12 protein-coding genes, 2 pseudogenes and 1 CRISPR repeat array are annotated in these 17,264 nt (G+C 67.8%); of the genes and pseudogenes, 4 read left to right on the forward strand and 10 right to left on the reverse strand.

The window, feature by feature from the left end; translation table 11 throughout:
- Positions 1-136 precede the first annotated feature (136 nt).
- Positions 137-352 (reverse strand): annotated as a pseudogene (locus MU407_RS11900) (iron ABC transporter ATP-binding protein); the annotation flags it as partial.
- Between MU407_RS11900 and MU407_RS14510 the strand changes: the two are divergent.
- Positions 311-589, forward strand: coding sequence for a thiamine phosphate synthase (locus MU407_RS14510; protein ID WP_233190655.1), 279 nt, complete (start codon positions 311-313; stop codon positions 587-589). The pseudogene MU407_RS11900 and the gene MU407_RS14510 sit on opposite strands and share 42 nt — an antisense overlap.
- On the opposite strand, the gene MU407_RS11910 is transcribed toward MU407_RS14510, so the two are convergent.
- The 7 genes and pseudogenes from MU407_RS11910 to MU407_RS11940 form a co-directional block, all read right to left on the reverse strand.
- Positions 495-1,310, reverse strand: a complete 816-nt coding sequence (locus tag MU407_RS11910; RefSeq protein ID WP_246957761.1) for a hypothetical protein — start codon at positions 1,308-1,310, stop codon at positions 495-497. The genes MU407_RS14510 and MU407_RS11910 overlap by 95 nt on opposite strands.
- 2,037 nt (positions 1,311-3,347) lie before the next feature.
- On the reverse strand, positions 3,348-4,745 hold the full coding sequence (locus MU407_RS11915) for an IS1380 family transposase (RefSeq protein ID WP_246957775.1): 1,398 nt from the start codon (positions 4,743-4,745) through the stop codon (positions 3,348-3,350).
- A 184-nt stretch (positions 4,746-4,929) separates the two neighbouring features.
- A pseudogene (locus tag MU407_RS11920) lies at positions 4,930-5,786 on the reverse strand (DDE-type integrase/transposase/recombinase); the annotation flags it as partial.
- Positions 5,787-5,841: 55 nt separating this feature from the next.
- Positions 5,842-6,606 carry an ATP-binding cassette domain-containing protein gene (locus tag MU407_RS11925; RefSeq protein ID WP_348648030.1) on the reverse strand — a complete coding sequence of 255 codons (765 nt, stop codon included), beginning with the start codon at positions 6,604-6,606 and terminating at the stop codon, positions 5,842-5,844.
- Positions 6,603-7,841, reverse strand: coding sequence for an iron chelate uptake ABC transporter family permease subunit (locus MU407_RS11930; protein WP_246957763.1), 1,239 nt, complete (start codon positions 7,839-7,841; stop codon positions 6,603-6,605). Before MU407_RS11930 ends, MU407_RS11925 begins: the two co-directional genes overlap by 4 nt.
- Positions 7,834-8,874 (reverse strand): iron chelate uptake ABC transporter family permease subunit, encoded by a 1,041-nt coding sequence (locus MU407_RS11935; protein ID WP_102235711.1) that lies wholly within the window; start codon positions 8,872-8,874, stop codon positions 7,834-7,836. The genes MU407_RS11930 and MU407_RS11935 overlap by 8 nt, the downstream gene beginning before the upstream one ends.
- Before the next feature lie 115 nt (positions 8,875-8,989).
- The gene (locus MU407_RS11940; RefSeq protein ID WP_102235710.1) at positions 8,990-10,018 is read right to left on the reverse strand and encodes an ABC transporter substrate-binding protein; all 1,029 of its coding nucleotides are present in this window, start codon (positions 10,016-10,018) and stop codon (positions 8,990-8,992) included.
- Positions 10,019-10,224: 206 nt separating this feature from the next.
- Here MU407_RS11940 and MU407_RS11945 point away from each other — a divergent pair, with 206 nt between their 5' ends.
- Complete coding sequence (locus MU407_RS11945) at positions 10,225-11,238, forward strand: hypothetical protein (protein WP_246957765.1); 1,014 nt, start codon at positions 10,225-10,227, stop codon at positions 11,236-11,238.
- A gap of 193 nt (positions 11,239-11,431) precedes the next feature.
- On the opposite strand, the gene MU407_RS11950 is transcribed toward MU407_RS11945, so the two are convergent.
- Together MU407_RS11950 and MU407_RS11955 are read right to left on the reverse strand one after the other, a co-directional pair.
- Positions 11,432-11,884 (reverse strand): DoxX family membrane protein, encoded by a 453-nt coding sequence (locus tag MU407_RS11950; RefSeq protein ID WP_246957767.1) that lies wholly within the window; start codon positions 11,882-11,884, stop codon positions 11,432-11,434.
- A 59-nt stretch (positions 11,885-11,943) separates the two neighbouring features.
- The gene (locus MU407_RS11955) at positions 11,944-12,768 is read right to left on the reverse strand and encodes a methyltransferase domain-containing protein (RefSeq protein WP_246957769.1); all 825 of its coding nucleotides are present in this window, start codon (positions 12,766-12,768) and stop codon (positions 11,944-11,946) included.
- Positions 12,769-13,119: 351 nt separating this feature from the next.
- Here MU407_RS11955 and MU407_RS11960 point away from each other — a divergent pair, with 351 nt between their 5' ends.
- Positions 13,120-14,607 (forward strand): cytosine permease, encoded by a 1,488-nt coding sequence (locus tag MU407_RS11960; protein WP_246957774.1) that lies wholly within the window; start codon positions 13,120-13,122, stop codon positions 14,605-14,607.
- 1 nt (position 14,608) lies between these two features.
- Positions 14,609-15,403 carry an isochorismatase family protein gene (locus tag MU407_RS11965; protein ID WP_348648031.1) on the forward strand — a complete coding sequence of 265 codons (795 nt, stop codon included), beginning with the start codon at positions 14,609-14,611 and terminating at the stop codon, positions 15,401-15,403.
- A gap of 207 nt (positions 15,404-15,610) precedes the next feature.
- Positions 15,611-17,145: direct repeats of the CRISPR family, unit length 36 nt; unit sequence GCCTCTACGAAGTCGGCCCCGAGAAGGGGCCGAGAC.
- The last annotated feature ends 119 nt before the right edge of the window (positions 17,146-17,264 follow it).

Genomic DNA, 17,264 nt, shown 5'->3' on the forward strand with positions numbered 1-17,264 from the left:
GGCGGGGGGGGGCCGGGGCGGGGGGGGAAGGGGGCGGGGGAGGGCCGGGGCGGGGGGGGGAGGGGGGGGGCCGGGGGCGGGGCGCCGCCCTGCCCGGGGCCCGGGCCGCCGCCGCCCCGCCCGCCCCGCCCCTACCTCAGTAGTACACCGCGAGCTTGCCCGTCGGACCGTCGATGACCTGCACGGGGGTGTCGAACACGTGGGTGAGCACCGCGGCGTCCATGATCTGCTCCACGGACCCGGACTGCACCACGTCCCCGTCCTTCATCGCGACGATCGCATCGGCGTAGTGGGCGGCGAAGTTGATGTCGTGCAGCACCACCACGATGGTGCGGCCCAGCTCACGGCCGGCGTCGCCTTCGACCTCGACTATCTCGGTGCCGGGCCGCTCCGCCTCACCCCCACGAAGGACTCCGGCCGGGAGCCGCTGGGCGTGGACGGCTACCCGACGCTGGTGCGGGCGACGATGCTGCCGGTCGTCGCGATCGGGGACGTCACCCCGGGGTGTCGGCGCGCTTCCCGGAGATCCAGTCGTCCCACGCCGCGCCGCTGCTCCCGCTCTCCTCGGGCTCGCCCACGGGTCCGATGAAGTGGGCGGCGGCCGCGAGCAGCACGATGCCGAGCGACATGACCGGTCCGGTCCAGACGCTCTCCCCGTCCAGGACCTGGAGCACGACGAGCCCGATCAGCGCCGGCAGCACGCCGGTCGGGGAGAGCGCCAGCACCGCGCCGAGGGCGAGCGCCGCAACGGCGCAGACCGGCAGGATCCACCACAGGTCGGCGAAGGCGTCGAGATCCCCGGGCACCAGCAGCGGCGAGAGCGAGAAGAACAGTCCCGTCGCGAGACCGCCGCCGACGACCGCGCCGAGCAGCCGCAGCCCCTCGTACTGCGCCCACCTCCCCCCGTGGCCGGACCGCGCATGCGCCCATCCCGCACCGGCCCCCAGGAGCACGCACCCCGCTCCCAGGACGAACGCCGCACTCACCAGGAGGGAGTAGGTGGAATGCGCCTCCACGTCCAGCAGTTCCAGCCCCTGTGCGACGACGAGCTGGACGGCCCCAATCGCCGAGAGCACCGCACCCGAGGTGACCAGCGCCCCGACGTGGCGGTACGAGAGCGCGGTCATCGCTGCGACCGTGAGGACCACCCCGATGCCCCAAGGCTGCGGCGGCTCGAGCGGCGACTCGAGCTGCCCCCCGGCCAGCATCCCCGTGAGGAGGCCGCCGAGCGCCACGGCCACCAGTCCGGCCCCTGCCGAGCGCGCGACGTCTCCCGCGACGCGCTCCCCGGATCCATCTGCGTACGACATCCCTCTCCCCCTCGCTCATGGACTGTCCACGCAGGATAGGGAAAAGATCCGGACCATTCCAGACACCCGTGCACATCCACGGTCCGGGCGCTGGAGCCCTGCGCCGGCCGGGGCGGGGCAGGACCGCCCGGGCCTGGTCAGAGCCGGTTTCACCTCAGCAAGGACAGCGCGGTGGCGGGGCTGCTACGCACTGGAGCCCGGCGACATTTGCCGATTCTCGCGCCCACGCTTCCCCAATTGCGTCAAGCAGATGATCGAACCAATGCCTAGCATCACTGAAAACGTGTGATCACCAATCGGATGCCCACCGTCTATGCGCACCAGTTCGATAACCCACAGGGTGAGGGCAGCAACAAGTGATCCACGCAAACATAAACGCGCAACCCTAAAGGCGCCGGATATATTTTTCAGCTGCCCTAGAGCGATCAGCCCTACGCCGACAACTCGAAGACTACCCTCCCAGAGCCCTACTGGATCAACCCAGAACCATCCACTTAAAAGCACGACAGATAGGGCCAAAAAGAGGAATACACGCATATTGAAGACACTCCTGAAGCTTACGTCATCATAACATCGAACTGGTCAACCTGCCTCAGCACGTCTTCGACGCATACCGTTCACACTTGCTCTCCAGGCAGCAATCGCCGAACCACTCAACGCATGCTGCACACGCGACCAGCGCACAAGCAATACAGGGCTTAGGCCCCGCAAAACAGGCTGCCACACAGCCGTGACAGCACTTTCCGATACACTTGGCGTTATGCTTCTTGCAGTTGCATCGATAGCATCGATTCCGATCCATACATTGAGACTGAGTGCACTTCGAAGCCATCGTTACTCGACCTTCTTGAGTGCCGATAGACGACACTTCTGAAAGTGCGGTTGGGGCGACCCCATCATCTAGCTTGTCGAACAGGCAGTGAAGAATTTCCGGGTCATCACCCTTGGTCTCGAGATAGAAGGCCCGCGCAGCTACATGCTCCTCATTATTAGCCGAGACATAGTGATGGACAACGATATACAGTTCACCGAAAATCGCGACCGCAGAAGTACGCACGGCACCGCTGGCCAGACTGAATCGATTTGCCTTATAAGATTCAGGCTGTTCACGCCTCAGCAAGCCAGCGCTTATCAGGACATCCTTTCGTTCCTCAATGAGGCGCGATTCCGACAAGCTCAGGCACTCGTCGATTGCATCTCGCGCCTCAGCTTCCGACAATTCCGTCTTTGACTCGACGTCAGCATCCTGAAGCCACTTCGGGCCTTTGGCCACTGCGGGACTCCCGGCGAATGTCGCCATCGATACGACCCCAAGTCCAGCGATCGCTTTAAAAACCCGCTTCTCGAAAGAAGGCGAGACCCTCCCCCGTTCTTCGCCTCACCGATGGCGCGAAGCATGCGGTACGACTTTCCAATGCCAAAGGCATTGAAGAGTTCAGCGCTCAGCTTCGCTCCCATATACGTCTTCTTCCCACCGCCCGCAAGCTCCTTGATTAACACCGGCGCATTAGGGACGGGGGTATTTAGAGCCTTGTGCGCGTCACGTACATACGCGGACTGCAGAGGGACCACTCGAAGGTCGCCACCAGTCTGGTCCGACACCGCCCTCGCCGTGTCTTCACAAAATGCACAATGCCCATCGTAAGCTAGAGTATATTTGACCGCCATCGCTCTCGCCTCCTTGGTAGCTCCTACTAAACCGCCCTCTTCTAGAACGGATCGCACAAACTTCCACCGCGCGGCTTTGCAGATGTAGTTTGAACCATTGAGGAGCATGCGAATATTCTCGGGCTGTGGTGACTCGAACCTAGCAAGTCAGTTTTGCCAACACAAGGGGTCGCTTCAACTTCATTCCAAAGTACTAGCCTCGATCTTTCATCGGGCTGGTGAGCGGTCGCGGTCGGCGTCGTTGCCGGTGTTCAGCTGCTGATTCTGGCATCCGGGTATGACAGATCGTCGCAGTGTCCGTTGCGGGCGGTCGGGTTCCACTCCCGAGAAGAGATGCTGCTGGTCGTAGGGACGGGCGGCCTTGCCGGATCAGGTCTGCGCGACGGCAATGCGGAGCCGGTTGACGCCGGTTAGGACGGTGCGGGCTTCGGGAGCGTGCTGGGCGAGGTGGAGGAGGTTGTGCCGGCTGCGGCGCACGAGGGTCGCGGGGATCTCGAACAGCCGTGCGCGGAGCCGTTTGGGCTCCCACTTCCGCGCATCATGGCCGGTCAGCGCGATGGTCTGCATCCAGGCGACGAGCTCGCAAGCGAGCTGGATGATCTGGCACCAGACCTGGTTCTGCGCGAAGCCCTGCAGCGGGAACTTCATCAAGCCCATGTCCTTGGCGTTGCGGATCCGGTCTTCGCATCGTGCGCGGCGGCGGTGTCGCAGCTCGAGCACGGGAAGTTGGCCGCGCGGGGTGTTGGTCGCGAACGCGGTGATGCGCATCCCCTCGTGATCGGTGATCCGCAGCTGCGCCCCAGGATGAGGACGTTCCTTCCGCACGATCACCCGCATCCCGGGCGGCCAACCCTGAAGATCCAGCAGCCCGGTCAGTTCCGCGACCCATGCTCCGTCGCGGATCCCGTCGGTGTCGGTGTCGTAGGCAGGAGTCCACGTCTTCGCCTCATCGATACGTTCCAGCAGGTCGGGAGCGTTCGCGGGGAGGGTGAACCCGACTGAGTAGGCCAGACGCTGCCCGGTCAGCCACTTGACGAAGTCCTTGGTGCCACCGGCTCCGTCGGTGCGGATCAGGATCTTCTTCGACCCCCTTCCGCCGGAGGAGAGCAGACCAGCCGGGAGCTGCGCAAGGGCCTGCCTGGTGATGGTGATGTGATCGGCGGCGGTGTTGGAACCGGCGTTGCCGGGGCGCAGGTGGATCGCCAGCGGTTCCCCGGTTCCTTCGCTGCCGTGGTCCAGGAAAGCGCACAGTGGGTGGTAACCGAAGCCGCGTTTGAACGTCGGTGCAGCCTGCTCCTTCTCGCTGTGGACGTTGATCAGGGTGGCGTCGAGGTCGATGACCAGCGGATTCTGCGCACTGACCCTGCGGACCGGGGAGTGGTCGCCGGCCAGTGCCCAGGCCCGTTCCCGCGCGATGCGGCGGGCCTGGGAGATCGCCTCGACCACGGCGGGCGCGTCCTCGGCCAGCGTGGTCAGGTTCCTGGAGATCGTTGGGGCCGAGGCGACGTCTCCGAACAGTCCCGGTTCGCATCGCAGCAGATCAGTATCCGAAGCGTGCTCGCCGCCGATCGCGAGAGTCATCGCGAGGTCCAGCAGGACCTTCGAGGCGTGATGCTCGGCCAGTGGCTTCGTCCACGGATCCAGAGCTTCACGCAGCGAAGGGGCGAGGCCGGTGGCGTGGATCGTGCCGGTCAGCAGCACCGCGCCCGCATGCGCGGCCGCCGGGACCTCAGCGATGTCCACGCGCGGACGGGGGTAGAAGAACAAGGTAGGGTGGGACACCTGAAAGGTGCTCCTTCCGGCCAGGGATTACGAGACTCAACACCCCGTATCATCCCAGGCCAGGAGCACCTTTCTTTATGCCGTCCGTCGGGCGAGACCACACCCCCGTGAAATCTCGAGGCTAGTCATAAAGACGGGACTGCTGCGCGGATAGTTGGCAGTCGGGGTGTTAGGCCGCGAGTGTCACGGCGGGGCTCATGATGGTCTCGTGTTCGATGGGGGTCAACCGGCCCAGTCGGGCCTGCCGTCGGCGCCGGTGGTAGGTCCGCTCGGTCCAGGAGGGGGTACCTCCCGCTTGCGGGGGAATGATGGCGACGCGGAGCTCTTCCCGGGTGCGCCACCGCTGACGGTTCAGGACGTTCTTCTGCAGTAGTGCGAAGAACGATTCCATCGCGGTGTTGTCACCGGCGGCACCGACCTGGCCCATGGAGCCGATGAGGTGGTACTGGTCCAGGGCGTGGGTGAATGACCGGGCTCGGAACTGGGACCCGCGGTCGGAGTGGACGATGCACCCGGCCACGTCCTCGCGTCGGGCAGCGGCGCTGTTCAGGGCGTTTACGGCCAGGCGGGCTTTCATCCGTGAGTCGATCGAGTAGCCCACGATCCGTCCGGAGAACGCGTCCTTGACCGCGCACAGGTAGAGCTTGCCCTCGTCAGTGGGATGCTCAGAGGGGGCACCACCCGCTGCGATGATGCGCGGAGCGCGCAGCGGGGGAATGTCGGTGAGCCACAGTTCGTTGACGTCATCGGCGGTGGAGTCCCGCTCGACGAGGTCGTCGTGGACCGCAGGCCCGGGGCGCTTGCCGTTCTTCCCCCGTTTGATGCCGGACATGGAGAACCACTGGTTGTCGTGGCAAATCCTCCACGAGGTGCGATCACACATCCCTCCCCAGCGCCAGCGGCCTCATCGTCCAGGAGGCGGGAGCCGAACTCAGGGTCATCCAGGTGAGCGTCATGCAGGGCGTTAGGGCGGTAGGCCTCGCGCAGCTCCGTGGGCGTCACGGGCTGGCGGAGCCACCGGTAGTACGGGGCTCTGAAGAGCTTCAGAACCCACAAATACACCGCACCCCCGCCCCCAGGCTCAGTAGTACACCGCGAGCTTGCCCGTCGGCCCGTCGATGACCTGCACGGGGGTGTCGAACACGTGTGTGAGCACCGCGGCGTCCATGATCTGCTCCACGGGCCCGGACTGCACCACATCCCCGTCCTTCATCGCGACGATCGCATCGGCGTAGTGGGCGGCAAAGTTGATGTCATGCAGCACCACCACGATGGTGCGGCCCAGCTGACGGGCGGCGTCGCGCAGGCGCCCCATCATCTGCACGCTGTGGCGCATGTCGAGGTTGTTCAGCGGCTCGTCGAGCAGCACGTACTCGGTGTCCTGCGCCAGCACCATCGCCACGTACGCTCGCTGGCGCTGCCCGCCGGAGAGCTGGTCGAGGTACCGGTCCTCGAGGTCCCCGAGGTTCAGAAAGTCGATGGCCTCGGAGATCTTGTGCTCATCCAGCCGTGTCAGGCGCCCCTTGGAGTAGGGGAAGCGGCCGAAGCCCACGAGCTGCCGCACGGTGAGGCGCGTGATGAAGTGGTTCTCCTGCCGCAGCACCGAGAGGATCCGGGCGAGGTCCGCACTGGCGGTGCTGGACACGTCGTACCCGGCCACTTCGATGACGCCCTCGTCGATCCCGAGCAGACGCCCGATCATGGTCAGCAGAGTGGATTTCCCGGCGCCGTTGGGGCCCACCAGGGCGGTGACCCCGCCGGCGGGAATGTCCACGCTCACCGGGCCGATGGTGACGGTGCCGGTGTCGGAGGTGTAGGTCTTGCGCACCTGGTCGACGTGGATCACAGGCGTCCCTTCCTCATGACGACGGCGAGGAACACGCAGCCGCCCACGAACTCGATGATGATGGAGACCACGCCCTGCGCGTAGAACACGTGCTGCATGACGAAGTAGGCGCCGGCGAGGATGACGAATCCGGCCAGCGCCCCGACAGGCAGCAGCAGGCGGTGGTCGTGCGTGCCGGCGATCTGGTAGGTCAGCGTAGCCACCAGGAACCCGAAGAACGTCATCGGCCCCACGAGCGCGGTGGAGACGGCCATCAGCACCGAGACCAGCACGAGCATGTAGATCGTCTGGCGGCCGTGGTCCACGCCCACGTTGATGCACACATCCCGCCCTAGCGCGATGACGTTCAGCCGCCGGGCGTTCAGCCAGATCAGGGCGGTGGCGATGAGCACCAGCGGGATCGCGTAGGGGAGGTACTCGAAGCTCGCGTTGGTCACCGAGCCGAACAGGCGGGCGGCGAGGACGTCGAACTCGCTGGGGGTCAGCAGGCGCTGCATGAAGGTCGACACCGCCCCCATGCCGCCGCCGATGATGATGCCCACCAGCAGCATGACCTGGATGTTCGCATACTTGCCGCGCAGCAGCCAGCCGTACAGCAGCACGGAGAGCCCCACCATCGCCACGACCTGCAGCAGGAACTGAGTGGTGCCCTGCAGCGCGACTACCCCGGCGACGCCGAGGAAGTACACCGCACCGGTCTGGATCACCCGGTACAGGGATTCGAAGCCCATGATCGACGGGGTGATGATGCGGTTGGTGGTGATGGTCTGGAACGTGATCGTGGCGACCGCCTGACAGAGGGCCACCACCGCCATCACCACCAGCGAGGTCGCGCGCATCTCGGCGATCAGCCAGAAGCCACGGGTGCCGATGGGCATGGGGTTGTCCAGGGTGAGCATGCCGCCGGCGATCGCGACGGCGAGGATGATCAGGCCGATCAGGGCGATGCGGTAGCGGCGATGACCGCGGGGGTCGGGGAACGCGCCCGAGGAGGAGCGCACGGAGCGCGGGGCACCGATGATGTCGAGGTCGCCGACGAGGTCCCCTGGGGAAGTGCCGACGCCCGACGGTGCTTCATCGGGCACGGCGTCCAGGCGGCGCCCTGGAACGACGGCGGTGCTGCCGGGGCGGCGCGCCGGGATACGACGCGCTGGGGTGCCGCTCGCGCGAGTGCCGCCCGCGGAGGGCCGATGGTCCGCGGGCTCGCGCTGGGTTTCGGGGCTGCGCTCAGACATGTCGACGCTGCCTCACGAGCAGGGCGATGAACACGACCGCGCCGACGATTCCGAGGATCAGCGAGACCGGCACCTCGAACGGCATGATGATCGTGCGCCCGATCAGGTCGCAGATGGTGACGATCGCGATGCCGAGCAGGCACACCCACGGCAGGTTCGAGCGCAGGTCGTCGCCGCGGATGAGCGAGACGACGTTCGGGACGATCAGGCCCAGGAAGGGCAGGTTCCCCACCACCACGGTGACCACGCCGGTCGCGATCGCGACGAGCCCGGTGCCCAGCAGCAGCACCCGCTGGTAGTTCACGCCGACGTTGGTGGCGATGTCCTGGCCGAGGCCGATCACGGTGAGGCGGTCCGCGACCAGGAACACCGCGATCCCCACGATCAGCACGATCCACAGCACCTCGTAGCTGCCGCGCAGCACGGAGGTGAAGGAGCCGGCGAACCACACGCCGAGGTTCTGCAGCGCGTCGAACTGGAGGGCGACGAAGGTTGAGACGGAGCCGATGACCGCGCCGAGCATGATGCCGATGATCGGCACGATCAGGGAGCTGCGCAGCGTCACCTTCCGCAGGAACAGGAAGAACACCATCGTGCCGATGAAGGAGAAGACGATCGCGACGCTCATCTTCGCGAGCAGGCCAGCGCCGGGCACCAGCACCATCATCAGGATCAGCCCCAGCCCCGCCCACTCGGTGGTGCCCGTGGTGGTGGGCTCGACGAAGCGGTTCTGGGTCATCAGCTGCATGATCAGCCCGGACATCGACATCGCGGCGCCGGCGAGGACGAGCGCGATGGTGCGGGGGATGCGGGTGATCGCGAACATCTGGGCGCCGTCGTCGGCGCCGAAGATGTCGTAGGCACCGGTCAGCAGCGAGGCGAGCAGCAGCAGCGCGACCAGCACGATGCCGATCACGAGCTTGCCGTCGATCAGGCGGTCGCGCCGGCGGCGCGTCGGCGGATCGGCCGTCGGGGGCGCCGACGGAGCTGCCGGGGCGGGCTCCGAGGGCGTGGCGGGGACGGGGCGGGACATCAGAACTCCTGGGCGGGACCGGCGAGGAACGGGCGCCGGACGGTCACAGGCCGCACGGCGGGCGGGGCCCCGAGGGCCCTGCCCGCCGTGCGGCGGTCGACGTAGACGGACGTGATCAGGAGGCCTTGCCCTCGAGCGCGTCCGCGAACTGGTCGAAGAACTCGGTGTAGGTCTGGATCGACTCGTTGGTGTACGTGTCCGCGGGCATGTACACGATGTTGCCCTCCGCCACGGCGGTGACGCCAGCGAGCGCCTCGGAGGAGTCCAGCAGCTCGTTGGCGGGCTTGTACTCCGGGTCGTCGGCGGAGATGGCCGCGTCGCGGTCCATCACCAGGATCCAGTCGGGGTTCGAGTCGGCGATGGCCTCGACGGAGATGTCGTCGCCCTGGTGGTCGTCGCTCGCGCCCTCGACCTCGAGCGCGGGGACGAGCCCGAGCGCCTCGAAGGTCCAGCCCAGGGCGCGGCCCACGCCGGGGGCGATGTAGCCGATCTCGCCGCCGGAGGTGTTCACGGCCATGACGGTGGAGGAGCCGTCGTAGGCGCTCTTCACGCGCTCCATGGCGGCGTCCAGGTCGGTGCCAAGGGCCTCGGCCTCGGACTGCTTGTCGAAGATCTCGCCGAGCACGGCGACCTGGCGCTTGAGCTCGTCGGCGAAGGGCTGGTCCTCGCGCGGGTCGAGCTCGAGCACGACGGCGTCCGGCGCGTATTTCACGAAGTCGTCGTGGTACTGGGCGAAGCGCTGCCCGTTGATGATGAGGTCCGGCTCGGCGGCGACGACGGCTTCGAGGTTGGGCTCGCGGTGGTTGCCCAGGTCGATGATGGATTCGTCGCCCTTGAGGGGGTTCGTCGAGGGCATCAGGGCGCGCGCGGCAGCGCTGAGGGTGACGCCCCAGTCGGCGAGGGTCTCGAAGGTGCGGTTGTCGGTGGCGACGACGGACTGCGGCGGGACCGGGACCTTCTGGGTGCCGAGGTTGTCTTCGATCTCGACGGTTGTGGCGTCACTGCTGCCGTCACTGCTGCCGGAGCTGTCGGCGTCGGTGGAGTCGGGGGTGCCGCAGGCGGCGAGCGCTAGCCCGAGGGTGCCGGCGAGGCCGAGCGAGCCGAGGTGGCGGCGGGAGATCGCGGGGCGGGAGATCGAGGTCATGTGCGGACTTTCTGTGATGCGGGACCGGGCGGGGCACCCGGAGGGGAAGGACGCCGATGAGGTTAGCCTTACCTGACCGGTTTTCGCCACTCCGGAGTTGCGTAAATGTGGTGGGGTCGACAGGGGCGCCGTCGGCTTGCTGCCCGCTAGGGTGAGCCGTGGTCCGCGGGTGGGTCGCGGGCCGGACGATGCGGCGCGGAGGCACCATGAACAACAACGCCCAGAGCTCCGGGGGCGGACTGCCCGACTTCTCCGGCGGATCCCGCAGCGGCGGTAGCTCCTCGGGCCTGCCGGATTTCAGCGCCGGAGGCTCCTCCGGCGGGGGCGGCGAGGGCGGCGGCCAGAGCCCGTGGGACAGCCCTGGTCCGGCACCGCGCCCGTCGGCCCCGGGAGGTTCGGGGGGAGGTGGCCGGGGCAAGGGCCCGCTGCTCGCCGCGATCATCGGCGGCGGCGTGTTCCTCGTGATTCTGCTGGGCGTGGGGGCGCTCGTGCTGTGGCAGACCGTGCTCTCGGGCGGTTCGGCTGACCCCACCGCGAAGGACCCGACGTCCCAGGAGGAGCCGGCAGAGGATCCGGAGACCTCGAAGCACCCCGAGTACACGCCCACCGATGACCCGAGCGCCGAGCCGGAGTCCGGTGAGCAGACGCTGCTAGAGAAGCCCACCACGGACTGCACGCTGGTGGACAACGAGGTGACCACCGAGCAGGCCGAGGGGGTGCTGCGCGGCGGTGGCCTGGAGGTTCCCGTCCCGGAGGACTGGAACACCGGGACGAACTGGTACTCGCAGACCCCCTACGCCACCGACATGTCCTTCATCGACCAGCCCGTGGAGTCCGGCTGGTACACCGTGGTGGGTGTGGGCGCGGTGAGCTGGCCCGAGGAGGAGGGCGAGTACCCGGGGGCGCAGGAGGCGGCCCGCGCAATTTTCCAGTGCTCCCTGACCACGGATGATGCCGAGGAGCTGTACGACAGCCCGGTGGACCTCTCGAACTATCGGGAGGAGCAGATCTCCGTGGACGGCACGGACGCGTGGCTGATCCAGGGCGATGCGGCGATCTCAGATACTGCGCTGCTGCACACGGTGAGCGCCTGGCGCAAGGTGACCATCGTCGTGGAGACCCCGGATGGCCCGGCGGTGTTCGACGGCGGCGCGGCCGTCGGGCATGACCAGCAGGTCGCGGACCTCCAGACGATGATCGACGAACTCCACGCCATCTGACACCCGTCGCGCCCTTCCCGAGCGCGTCCCGTCACCCCCTCTCGGCGCCCCTCTCAGCCAAAACGGCTACGTTTTCGTGGAAATCCGGTCCGAATTTCCACGAAAACGTAGCCGTCTGCGCGAAGGAGAGGTGGGGCGCCCCCGGGGTTGAGGGTGCGCCCGTCTGCGCGAGGGAAAGGTGTGGCCGACGGGGTCAGGCGTCCTTGCGGCGGCGGGCGTCGGCGAGCTTCTGCAGCGCGGAGCGCTTATCGGACTGGTTCAGGACCAGCGCCGCAGCGATCGCGAGCATCCAGGAGTCCTTCGCCACGGAGATGCCGTCCTGCGTGGGGCGCACGCCGTCGGACTCGGTCATGCCGGGGGTGCGCAGGTACATCGAGACCATGGAGCCGGAGAATCCGGCGAGCGCAAGGCCGGCCACGCGGGTGGGGACGAAGGGCAGCAGCAGGGCCGCGCCCACTGCGATCTCGCCATAGCTGAGGAACTTCGCGAACTGCTCAGGGGTGAGATCACCCAGCGCCGGGACGCCGTTCTTCGCCATCTGCTGCAGGCCCGCGGCGGTCTCCGCATCCATGCCGAGCTTGCCAATGCCGGAGTTGAGGATGAAAGCGCCGGGGACGGCGCGCAGGATGGTGTTGGTCAGGCTCATGAGATCCTCCCGAGGTAGTTCAGCTTTCACCTAGATCGTAGGGGTGGGCCAACGACTGGCTAGTACCGGGCCAGGATCTCACCGTGCAGGAGCGAGAACCACCCATCGGACTCCTCAGACCAGGCGGTCCAGGCACAGGAAAGCTCTTCGAGCTGGGGCTGGTCCGTCAGGTCGAGTTCACGCAGTGTGGTGGCCAGCGGCGGGGCGAGCACGCGTCCCGCCCAGGCGCCACCCCAGGCGGCCCGCCCCTCGGCCGTGGCATACAGCGTGGTCGAGGAGCTCGGGGTGACCTCACCGAACCCTGCCTCCCGCGCCCAGGTGAGCAGGCGCCTGCCCGCATCGGGGGTGCCGCCGCCGGCCCGCGCAGCCTTGAGGTACAGCTCGCGCCAGCGGTCCAGGCCGGGGCTGTCGGGCCACCAGCGGAACCCCTCGTAATCGCTCTCGCGCACCGCGGCAAGCCCGCCGGGGTGCAGCACCCGTCGGATCTCCCGCAGCGCCTGCACCGGCTCCGGGATGTGCTGGAGGACCTGGTGGACATGGACCACATCGAACGTAGCGTCCGCGAAGGGCAGAGCACGGGCGTCCCCCACCACGACGCGCGATCCGGCGACGCCCTGGCGGCCGAGTTCCGCGCGGGTGATCGCCGCAGCCTCCTCACTGACCTCGATCGCCGTGAGGTGCTCGGGGCCGACGATGCGTGCGAGATCCGCGGCGATGGTGCCGGCGCCGCTGCCCACATCCAGTAGCTCGAGGCCCGGGCGCAGGTGCGGCAGCAGATGCCCGGCAGAGTTCGCCGCTGTGCGCTCGCGGTGGCTGGTGAGCACTGGAGAGCTGTATCCGTGCAGGTAGCGCGAGGGCACGGGGGTGACGTCGGCGGGATCCATGGGCCGAGGCTACGAGCCCGGTCCGCACTGGACCAGCACAGACCACAGGCTGAACCGGACACTCCCCGTCGGCCCTCTCCCGGCGCCCATTTCTGCCAAGACGGCTACGTTGTCGTGGGAATCCGGCACTCATTCCCACAAAAACGTCGCCGTCTGCGCGGAGGAGAGGTGAGGACGCGTCTGCGCGGAGGAGAGGTGAGGGTGCTGCGCGGGGAGCTGGAGGTGCTGGGTGGCGAGGGCGACGCGCTGTGCGTCGGCCCTGGCCGCGCCGTGCGCTGGGTCGTGGGAGACTTCTGCCCATCCCTGCCCCCGCCCCGTCGGCCCGGCCGACCCGTTCCCTCTGGAGCGTCCATGTCATCCCCCTCCCCCACCACCGAGTCGCGCAGCAGCGGCGTCATCGAGCACACCGGCATCGAGGTGATCGCCGAATCGGAGCGCACAGCGCGTCCGCGCGATCTGTTCTGGCCGTGGTTCGCGGCGAACGTGTCCGTGTTCGGCATGAGCTACGGCTCCTTTGTGCTGGGCTTCGGGATCTCCTTCATCCAGGCCACGATCGTCGCGGCGATCGGCATCACGGTCTCGTTCCTCCTGTGCGGACTGATCGCGATTGCCGGCAAGCGGGGCAGCGCGCCCACCATGGTGCTCTCGCGCGCGGCATTCGGGGTGCACGGGCAGAAGGTGCCGGGCATCGTGTCGTGGCTGACCTCGATCGGCTGGGAGACGTTCCTGGCGATCATGGCGGTGCTGGCCACCGCCACCGTGTTCTCCGCGATGGGCCTGCCCAGCGGAACGCTGGTGCTGGTGGTGGCCACGGTGTTCGTGGCGGCGCTGATCGTCGCGGCGTCGGTCGCGGGCTATCACACGATCATGAAGATGCAGTCGATCCTCACCTGGGTCACGGGCCTGGTGACGATCCTGTACATCGTGCTGACCCTGCCGCACGTGGACTTGGACGCGGTGATGGCAATCCCGCACGGCTCGTCGCAGGCGGTGATCGGCGCACTGGTGATGGTGATGACCGGATTCGGGCTGGGCTGGATCAACATTGCGGCGGACTGGTCGCGGTACCAGAAGCGCACGGCGTCCGATGGCGCGATCGTCCTGTGGAACACGGTGGGCGGGGCGGTGGCCCCGGTGATCCTGGTGATCTTCGGTCTGCTGCTGGCCGGCTCGGATCCGGAGCTGATGGACGCGGTGGGCGCGGACCCGATCGGCGCGCTCGCGACGCTGCTGCCGATCTGGGTGCTGATCCCGTTCTGGCTGACGGCGCTGCTGGCGCTGGTCTCCGGCGCGGTGCTGGGCATCTACTCCTCGGGCCTGACCCTGCTGAGCCTGGGCATCGACATCCCGCGCCCGGCCGCCGCCGCGATCGACGGGATGATCCTCACGGCCGGCACGATCTTCGTGGTGTTCTTCTCCACCGACTTCCTGGGGCCGTTCCAGTCCTTCCTCATCACCCTGGGCGTGCCGCTCGCATCCTGGGCCGGAATCCTCATCGCCGACATCCTCACGCGCAAGCGCGACTATGACGAGGCGGCGCTGTTCGATGCCTCCGGCCGCTACGGCTCGGCGGACTGGACCTCGATCCTGACGATGGCGGTGGCCTCGGTGATCGGCTGGGGTCTGGTGGTCAACGGCTTCGCCGAGGAGGCGGCGTGGAACAACTGGCAGGGCTATCTGCTGGGGCCGCTCGGCGGCAAGGAGGGCGACTGGGCCTGGTCGAACCTGGGCGTGCTGGTGGCGCTGGTGCTGAGCTTCCTGGTCACCCTGGTGGCGCGGCGCGGCACGATCCGCCGCCAGGAGCAGGGGCAGTACGCGGCCACGGCGGAGGTGCGGTGACATGACGGCCGACGGGGCTGCGGACTCGGCGCACGTCGAGCTGATCGGGGCAGCGGAAGATCCCGGCTGGCTCGTCATTATCGACGCACAGCGGATCTTCGCCGATCCCGCCTCGGAGTGGGCCTCGCCGTTCTGGCCGGGCGCGTGGGCGCGGATCCGCGAGCTCGCCGACCAGTTCGGCCCCGAGCGCACGCTGCTAACCCGTTGGCTGCCCACCGCGGACCGCTCCACCAGCTGGGGTGCCTACTTCGCGGCCTGGCCCTTCGCGGACGTGCCCGCCGACAATGCGCTGTACGAGCTGGTAGACGGGGCGCGGGAACTCAGCGTCCACCCCACGATCGACGAGCCGACGTTCGGGAAGTGGGGGCCGCAACTGCAGGCGGCGCTTGGCGCCGACGGGGCCGGGGGCGCCGGTGCGACGGGCGCGCCACGGTTCACGGTGGCGGGGGTGTCCACGGACTGCTGCGTCATCTCCACCGTACTGCCTGCCGCGGACGCCGGAGCCTGGGTGCACGTGGACGAAGCCGGGTGTGCGGCCTCGAGCGCTGAGAACGGGGAGGCGGCGCTCGCGGTGATGCGGCTGTTCCCGCCGCAGGTGAGCGTGGGGCAGGGCGCGGCGGAGGAACAGATCCGTCGGCATTATGAGGAGTGCCGCAGCGACGGAGCCGGCGCGCTCGAGGCGCTGCATGCCACCGCGATCCACCTCGAACTCAGCCTTGAGGACTGCGCCACTGTGCTGGGCATGAGCGGAGAGGTGCGCCGGGCGGGAGGGAGTTGGAGGATCCCACCGGCGTGAGGAGCTGGGCCTCAGCGGACGGGCCAGGGCCTTGGGGCACATGCTGCGGACGCTTCGCGCACTGCCTCCACCACTTACCCCGGCGTAGTGCGGGTCTCAGGCCGCATAGCGGACTCGCACCCGCGGTACTCCGAGGTAAGTAGCGGGGGAAGCCGGGCAAGCAAGCGGGCCTAGGTGCTCCGGATCGGCGATCCGCAACCGCGTTTTGCCTCTACGAAGTCAGCCCCGAGAAGGGGCCGAGACGGGGCAGGCGCAGATCCTTGGCGAGAGTGCCGCCGCCGCCTCTACGAAGTCGGCCCCGAGAGGGGGCCGAGACCGCAGTCAGGCGACTCGTAGATGCCGCTACCGGGGCCTCTACGAAGTCGGCCCCGAGAAGGGGCCGAGACGCCGCACATCGCGTCCAGGGCAACCAGGATCCGAACCAGCCTCTACGAAGTCGGCCCCGAGAAGGAGCCGAGACTGCCATCGCCATGCGGTTAGCGCTGCTCACGAAGGTGGCCTCTACGAAGTCGGCCCCGAGAAGGAGCCGAGACGGCAGGCTCGGTGCTTGGCTCGCGTCGGCGCGCGCCTCTACGAAGTCGGCCCCGAGAAGGAGCCGAGACCGGACTCCGGCACCATCCATATCTCACCGATCCGGCCTCTACGAAGTCGGCTCCGAGAAGGAGCCGAGACCGAGGGGCGTACCGGACCCGTGCCCCGAGCTTCACGCCTCTACGAAGTCGGCCCCGAGAAGGAGCCGAGACTACGCCGCCGCAACCTCAGTCGCATTCATCCGCAGGCCTCTACGAAGTCGGCCCCGAGAAGGGGCCGAGACTGACGCCGAGCGCGAATCCGATGCCTACGGCGGCGCCTCTACGAAGTCGGCCCCGAGAAGGGGCCGAGACCCATGCACAGCACCATCCAGCACACCCGCCCGCGAGCCTCTACGAAGTCGGCCCCGAGAAGGGGCCGAGACCACTGGTGTTGAGGATTGGGCGTGGCGGGCCGAGTTCGGCCTCTACGAAGTCGGCCCCGAGAAGGGGCCGAGACCGAGGTTGTCCAGCGCCGCCTCCATCTCGCTGGGGCCTCTACGAAGTCGGCCCCGAGAAGGGGCCGAGACGGGAGCACGCGAACTCGCCACGCCCAGCGGGGCAGCCTCTACGAAGTCGGCCCCGAGAAGGGGCCGAGACCCTTCGTTTGTTCGTTCCTGCCTGACATGGACTAGCCTCTACGAAGTCGGCCCCGAGAAGGGGCCGAGACGTCGCTGTCGCGCTTGGTGGAGCGCCCGTAGGTCGCGCCTCTACGAAGTCGGCCCCGAGAAGGGGCCGAGACTGTCATCACCGCGATTGTCGCTCCCGCCCTCGGCGAGCCTCTACGAAGTCGGCCCCGAGAAGGGGCCGAGACTGCCGCGATCATCGCGGCGTCGCGTGACGGCGATCTTGCCTCTACGAAGTCGGCCCCGAGAAGGGGCCGAGACCCAGTGCAACGCTGACGACCCAACCCACGGATCGAGGCCTCTACGAAGTCGGCCCCGAGAAGGGGCCGAGACCTCAGCCGTCGCCTTCCAAAACTGTGCAGACCAGGCCTCTACGAAGTCGGCCCCGAGAAGGGGCCGAGACCGAGCCCACTGGACGATGTCCGCGACGATCAGGAAGCCTCTACGAAGTCGGCCCCGAGAAGGGGCCGAGACGCGTGAGCTGCGTGAGCGCTTCCTCGATCTTGCGGAGGCCTCTACGAAGTCGGCCCCGAGAAGGGGGTGGTGTCATAGCGTCGAAGCAACACCCCCGGTCGGCGGGGGTCTGATCGGTGGAGTGTGCGGATGGCGCGGGTGGGGTTGTCGTTCAGTGACAGGTCGGAGATCTCGACGGCCTCGAAAGCGGGC

Source organism: Brachybacterium sp. Marseille-Q7125 (assembly GCF_023062615.1).
Lineage (GTDB): Bacteria > Actinomycetota > Actinomycetes > Actinomycetales > Dermabacteraceae > Brachybacterium.

Bases quoted from the DNA above. Each gene is read 5' to 3' on its own strand.
- MU407_RS11910 (WP_246957761.1), bottom strand. From the start codon at position 1,310: ATGTCGTACGCAGATGGATCCGGGGAGCGCGTCGCGGGAGACGTCGCG.
- MU407_RS11930 (WP_246957763.1), bottom strand. From the start codon at position 7,841: ATGTCTGAGCGCAGCCCCGAAACCCAGCGCGAGCCCGCGGACCATCGG.
- MU407_RS11935 (WP_102235711.1), bottom strand. From the start codon at position 8,874: ATGTCCCGCCCCGTCCCCGCCACGCCCTCGGAGCCCGCCCCGGCAGCT.
- MU407_RS11940 (WP_102235710.1), bottom strand. From the start codon at position 10,018: ATGACCTCGATCTCCCGCCCCGCGATCTCCCGCCGCCACCTCGGCTCG.
- MU407_RS11945 (WP_246957765.1), top strand. From the start codon at position 10,225: ATGAACAACAACGCCCAGAGCTCCGGGGGCGGACTGCCCGACTTCTCC.
- MU407_RS11950 (WP_246957767.1), bottom strand. From the start codon at position 11,884: ATGAGCCTGACCAACACCATCCTGCGCGCCGTCCCCGGCGCTTTCATC.
- MU407_RS11955 (WP_246957769.1), bottom strand. From the start codon at position 12,768: ATGGATCCCGCCGACGTCACCCCCGTGCCCTCGCGCTACCTGCACGGA.
- MU407_RS11960 (WP_246957774.1), top strand. From the start codon at position 13,120: ATGTCATCCCCCTCCCCCACCACCGAGTCGCGCAGCAGCGGCGTCATC.
- MU407_RS11965 (WP_348648031.1), top strand. From the start codon at position 14,609: ATGACGGCCGACGGGGCTGCGGACTCGGCGCACGTCGAGCTGATCGGG.